This is a genomic window from Mycobacterium sp. (genome assembly GCF_050701675.1).
Lineage (GTDB): Bacteria > Actinomycetota > Actinomycetes > Mycobacteriales > Mycobacteriaceae > Mycobacterium.
The window spans coordinates 1-5,168 of sequence record NZ_JBOGDD010000465.1 but is presented as its reverse complement, the minus strand read 5'-3'; the positions used below and the strand labels follow the sequence as shown (position 1 = coordinate 5,168).

Genomic DNA, 5,168 nt, shown 5'->3' with positions numbered 1-5,168 from the left:
GATGGACGGCGTGCGCGCGCCGAATCGTCTCGGCGCCGGCCTCCGATAGCCCGAAGTGGCGGACCTTGCCCGCTTGCACGAGCTCGCCGACGGCGCCTGCGACGTCCTCGACCGGAACGTTGGGGTCGACCCGGTGTTGGTAGAAGAGGTCGATGACGTCGGTCCGCAACCGCTTCAGCGATGCGTCGGCGACCCGCCGGATCTGCTCGGGCCGCGAGTCGGTGCCAATCGTCTTGCCGTCGGCGATGTTCCAGCCGAACTTCGTGGCGATGACCACCTGATCGCGCAGCGGCGCCAGTGCCTCGCCGACGAGTTCTTCGTTGACGTAGGGCCCGTAGACCTCGGCGGTGTCGAAGAGTGTGACCCCCGCTTCTTCAACGGCGTAGCGGATCACGCCGATCATGTCGTCGCGGTCCCCCGGGTTGGGACCGTAACTCTGCGACATGCCCATGGCGCCAAAGCCAACGGCGGATACCTGCAGATCCTGGCCGAGCGTACGTGTGTGCATGATGCCTCCTCAGGCTTCGGGGATCTTGATGCCGAACTTCTCGCGGGTGATGTCTTCTGGCTCGGGGCCACCGCGGATGCCGGTGTTCAAGGTGGGGACGCTCATGTCCTCGACGCTAGGCCCCGGCCCTGCCGCGCGGGAGGGCATGCTGGAACAGGTACCGGCAGTACCTCCCCGAACGGCCCGGTCGCGCCTACCGTGAAGGGCATGACCAGCATGGACGTCCCCAGCGAGATCCGCGAGTTCCTCAGCTCGCGGCGCGCTCGGATCAGCCCAGAGCGGGCCGGCCTACCGGCCTACGGCGGCAACCGACGGGTCAAGGGGCTCCGCCGCGAGGAGGTCGCCATGCTGGCTGGTGTCTCGGTGGACTACTACGTCCGCATGGAACGGGGAAGCCTCGCCGGCGCCTCCGAGACCGTGCTTGACGCCCTTGCCTCGGCGCTGCAACTCGACGAGGCCGAGAGAGAGCACCTGTTCGCCCTCGCGCGGGAGTCCGGAGCGTCCGGCAATCGTCGCAAGCGGAAGACGCCGGGGACCCTCCGGCCGGCGCTGCTGCAGATGCTCGATGCCATCACCGATGCGCCGGCCTGGATTCGCAACGGCCGCCACGACGTGCTCGCGATGAACCAGCTCGCCCGCGCGCTCTATGCACCGGTCCTCGCCGATCCGCGACGGCCGGCGAACACCACTCGATTCGTCTACCTGTATCCCGAGGAAGCCGAACAGTTCTTCGTCGACTATGACCAGGTCACCCGCGACGCGGCCGCGATGCTGCGCCTCGAGGCAGGCAACAATCCGCACGACGAGAAGCTGATCGCACTGGTCGGCGAACTCTCGACGCGAAGCGAGCTGTTCCGGCAACGCTGGGCGTCGCAGGACGTGCGGTTCCATCGCTCGGGACGCAAACGCCTCAACCACCCCGTGGTCGGTCAACTCGACCTCGACTTCGAGGCCATGCCACTCCCGTCGGAACCCGGGCTGCAATTGAACGTCTACACCGCGGCGGCCAACACCCCGACGGCCGACGGCCTCAAGTTGCTCGCGTCGTGGGCCGCCAGCCAGGAGAGCCTGCTCTCCGAACACACCACGACCAAGGGCTGACTACCGTCGAGTCCTCACGTAGACCACGATGATGTGAAATTTCTATGAGATCGACGGCTGATTGCCATGAAGCCGTGAGGATGACTATATGGCGTCTCTACCAGTGACCGACCGGTTGCCGCGCAAGGCAGTGCTCGGGAAGCAGCCGCGGATGCACCGCCCGGACGGGACCGCCATTCGCGTGCTGTTGGTCGACGACGAGCGCGCCCTGACCAACCTCATCAGGATGGCGCTCAAATACGAGGGCTGGGAAATCACCGTCGCGCACGACGCCGGTGAGGCGCTGACACGCTATCGAGATGACGCCCCCGACATCGTCGTCCTGGACATCATGCTTCCCGATACCGACGGCTTGGGCGTCCTCAGGGAGATCCGGGAGTCGGCAACGTACACACCGATCCTGTTCCTGACTGCTCGGGACTCGGTGCGCGACAGGGTGACTGGGCTGATTGCCGGGGGTGACGACTACATGACGAAGCCGTTCAGCCTCGAGGAACTCGTTGCCCGGTTGCGCGGCCTACTACGCCGCTCGGTTTACCTCACTCCCGACAATCAGCAGAAACTCGTCGTCGGCGATCTCGAACTCGACGGGGCGACCCGCGAAGCTCGCCGGCATGGGGAAGCCATCGCTCTGACTTCGACGGAGTTCGAGCTGCTGCGCTACCTGATGCGCAACCCGCAACGAGCGCTCAGTCGCGAGGAGATTCTGCAGCGAGTGTGGAACTACGACTTCGGTGGACGATCGAGTGTGGTCGACCTGTACGTCTCATACCTGCGAAAGAAGATCGACGCGGGAAGAGAGCCGATGATCCACACGGTGCGCGGCGTGGGTTACATGTTGCGGTCCATGGCATGAGTCCGATCACCGCCGCGCGCGGCTGGCGCGTGTGGACGCTGCGCCGGCAGCTGGTCGTTGGCGTGTCTGCCGTCGTGATCGTCGTACTGCTGGTGGTCGGGACGTTGTCGGTACTGACACTGCACTCGTCGGTCACCGGCATCATCAACGCGCAACTGTCGGCATCGCTGAACGGTTTCAGTTACTCGGTGACCAAGTACCGAATCACGCCGGCGCACACCGGCGCACTTCCCCCCGCGGGATCGATGAAGCCACTGACGCAGCTGATCGGGCAGGCGCCGGGGAACGTGGCGGCACTCGTTCAGAACGGGAAGGTCGTCGATTCGGCACTGTTCCTGGACGGAGAGGCGCAGCAAGCGCCCGCCGCCGCGGTCGACGACATCGCGGCAATGTCGTGGTCCAACAACGGCTTGCGCACGGTCGAACTGCCAGGCCTCGGCGACTACCTGATGGACAGTCGGCCGGGTGACCCTGGTGAGTACTTCGTCAACGGCGCGTCGTTGCGACCGACGCAGGAAGCTGTCGCCAAGGAGACTGCCGTCGTCGTCGCGATGACCGCGCTGGCGCTGCTGGTGACCGCGTTGGCTACCTGGTTGCTCGTTCGTTTCACTCTTCGCCCGCTGCGCAGGGTGGCGGACACCGCAGCCGAAGTGGCGACCTTGCCCTTGGACCGCGAGCACTATGCGATCACGCCGCGGGTGGCCGAGAAGGACACTGATCCGCGCACTGAAGTCGGCCGGGTCGGTGACACACTCAATCAACTTCTCGCCAATGTCGAACGCGCACTGTCCGAAGTTTCCGCATCCGACCGACGAATGCGCCAATTCATCACCGACGCCAGCCACGAGCTGCGCACACCCCTGGCGGCGATCCAGGGATACGCCGAACTGACACGGCAGGACAGTTGCGTGCTGCCTGAAACGACCGAATATTCGCTGGCCCGAATCGAATCCGAAGCGCACCGGATGAACTCCCTGGTGGCCGATCTGCTGTTGCTTGCCCGTCTCGACGAGGGTCAGGACGTCGAAACCACTGACGTGGATCTCACCGAAGTCATTGCCGATGCGGTCAACGACGCGACCGTCTCGGCGCCCGGCCATCGCTGGCTCAGTCGCGTACCCGAACGACCCGTCTGGGTATCCGCCGACCGCGCGAAGTTGCATCAGCTCATCGCAAATCTGCTGTCCAACGCGCGGGTCCACACCCCGGTGGGGACCACCGTGTCTACCCGTATTACGACGGGCCGGGCAGCTGACGGCGGGTCGTTCACGGAGCTGACGGTGACCGATGACGGCCCGGGGATCTCACGGGAAGTTCTACCCCACCTGTTCGAACGATTCGTCCGCGCAGACAAGTCGCGGTCAAGCGAGGCAGGCAGTTTCGGGCTTGGCTTGGCCATCGTCGCGTCGATAGTCGAGGCGCACCACGGCTCGATCTCGGCCGTGTCGGACGGCGGTCAGACGACCTTCCGGGTGCGGCTGCCAACGATCGAACAGGCGGTGCCATCGGGTTCGGAGCTTTCGACGCGGGCGACGCCTGCGACGTTCATCTCGGTCGATGGATTCGCCTAGGACCCGCGGCACGTGCCCGCGCGAGTCCTGGCCTCATTTCGCGTCGAAGTCCGTGCTGGCGGTGAGCTTCTCCCACTTGGTGATCTCGCCTGACCGCTCATCGGCGATGCGTCGGTAATTGGTCAGTGCGTCGGTTCCCAAGAGGAGGAACGAGGGAGGTTCATCCGCTTCGACGGCGTTGATGATGGCGTTCGCGGCTCTGACGGGGTCGCCAGCCTGAGTGCCGTGGACGGTGTCGTGTTCCTTGCGGCGCTTGCCCGCAGTGTCGGCGTAATCAGCGATGGTCGCGGCAGACTGGGTCAGCGAGCGGCCGGCGAAGTCGGTGCGGAACGCGCCCGGTTCGACGACCGTCACCGAAATGCCAAGCGGGGCCAGTTCACCGTGAAGTGAGCCGCTGAGGCCCTCGACGGCGGACTTGGCCGCCGAGTAGTACCCGGAGCCCAGCGGCGTCAGTTGAACGCCGATGGAAGAGACGTTGACGATGGCGCCGGAGCGGCGCGCCCGCATGCCAGGCAGGACAGCCTTGATCGTGGCGACCGTGCCGAAGAAGTGCGTCTCGAAAAGCGCTCGTACATCGGCGTCGTCGCCCTCTTCGACGGCGGCGCGGTACCCGTAACCAGCATTGTTCACGAGCACGTCAATGACGCCGAAGCGCTCTTCGGCCTCCTGCACCGCCGAGGTCACTTGTTGGGGCACGGTGACGTCGAGTGCCACCGCCAGTACCCGGTCGGGTGCGGTGTCGGCAAGGTCGGCGACCTTCGTCGCGTCACGTGCCGTGGCGACGACGTTGTGGCCGGCGGCGATGGCCGCCTCGGCGAGTGCGCGGCCGAGGCCGGTCGAACAGCCCGTGATCAACCAGGTGGACATAGGGGACTCCTTAGCGAAATTCTTTGTGCCATTTAGCTTCCCGTGGTTTACGCCGGCGGTCAATTCGCGGCGGCGATGTCGTTGACGGCGGGATCGGTGACGGAAAGCGTCGACACGTGACCTGGAAACAGGTCGTCGTGGTTGCTCTTGGCGGTTCCGCTGATGGCCATGTTCAGTTTCCCCATTCGTCGTGACACTCGTCGCGGGTGATCATCAGTCGTCGGCCCCCACGCCAGACTGCGGGACGATCTTGATCGTCGTGGAG

General features: G+C 65.3%; 5 protein-coding genes. 3 read left to right on the top strand and 2 right to left on the bottom strand.

Translation table 11 applies throughout. From position 1 onward, the window contains the following. Positions 1–508 (bottom strand): aldo/keto reductase (locus ACRDUX_RS13995; protein ID WP_526414629.1); only part of this gene is annotated, 508 nt, incomplete at its 3' end. Positions 509–724: 216 nt separating this feature from the next. On the opposite strand from ACRDUX_RS13995, the gene ACRDUX_RS13990 reads away from it, so the two are divergent. The 3 genes from ACRDUX_RS13990 to ACRDUX_RS13980 all read left to right on the top strand — a co-directional run bounded on the left by ACRDUX_RS13990 (position 725) and on the right by ACRDUX_RS13980 (position 4,036). Continuing rightward, on the top strand, positions 725–1,609 hold the full coding sequence (locus tag ACRDUX_RS13990; RefSeq protein WP_526414630.1) for a helix-turn-helix domain-containing protein: 885 nt from the start codon (positions 725–727) through the stop codon (positions 1,607–1,609). Positions 1,610–1,697: 88 nt separating this feature from the next. Then, on the top strand, positions 1,698–2,465 hold the full coding sequence (locus ACRDUX_RS13985; RefSeq protein WP_526414628.1) for a response regulator transcription factor: 768 nt from the start codon (positions 1,698–1,700) through the stop codon (positions 2,463–2,465). Beyond that, entirely contained in the window at positions 2,462–4,036 is a 1,575-nt protein-coding gene (locus ACRDUX_RS13980) for a sensor histidine kinase (protein ID WP_526414627.1), read from the top strand. Before ACRDUX_RS13985 ends, ACRDUX_RS13980 begins: the two co-directional genes overlap by 4 nt. Before the next feature lie 33 nt (positions 4,037–4,069). On the opposite strand, the gene ACRDUX_RS13975 is transcribed toward ACRDUX_RS13980, so the two are convergent. After that, the gene (locus ACRDUX_RS13975; protein WP_526414626.1) at positions 4,070–4,903 is read right to left on the bottom strand and encodes an SDR family oxidoreductase; all 834 of its coding nucleotides are present in this window, start codon (positions 4,901–4,903) and stop codon (positions 4,070–4,072) included. Positions 4,904–5,168: the final 265 nt, after the last annotated feature.

Coding starts and splice junctions, on each gene's coding strand:
- ACRDUX_RS13985 (WP_526414628.1), top strand. CDS start 1,698: ATGGCGTCTCTACCAGTGACCGACCGGTTGCCGCGCAAGGCAGTGCTC.
- ACRDUX_RS13975 (WP_526414626.1), bottom strand. CDS start 4,903: ATGTCCACCTGGTTGATCACGGGCTGTTCGACCGGCCTCGGCCGCGCA.
- ACRDUX_RS13990 (WP_526414630.1), top strand. CDS start 725: ATGGACGTCCCCAGCGAGATCCGCGAGTTCCTCAGCTCGCGGCGCGCT.
- ACRDUX_RS13980 (WP_526414627.1), top strand. CDS start 2,462: ATGAGTCCGATCACCGCCGCGCGCGGCTGGCGCGTGTGGACGCTGCGC.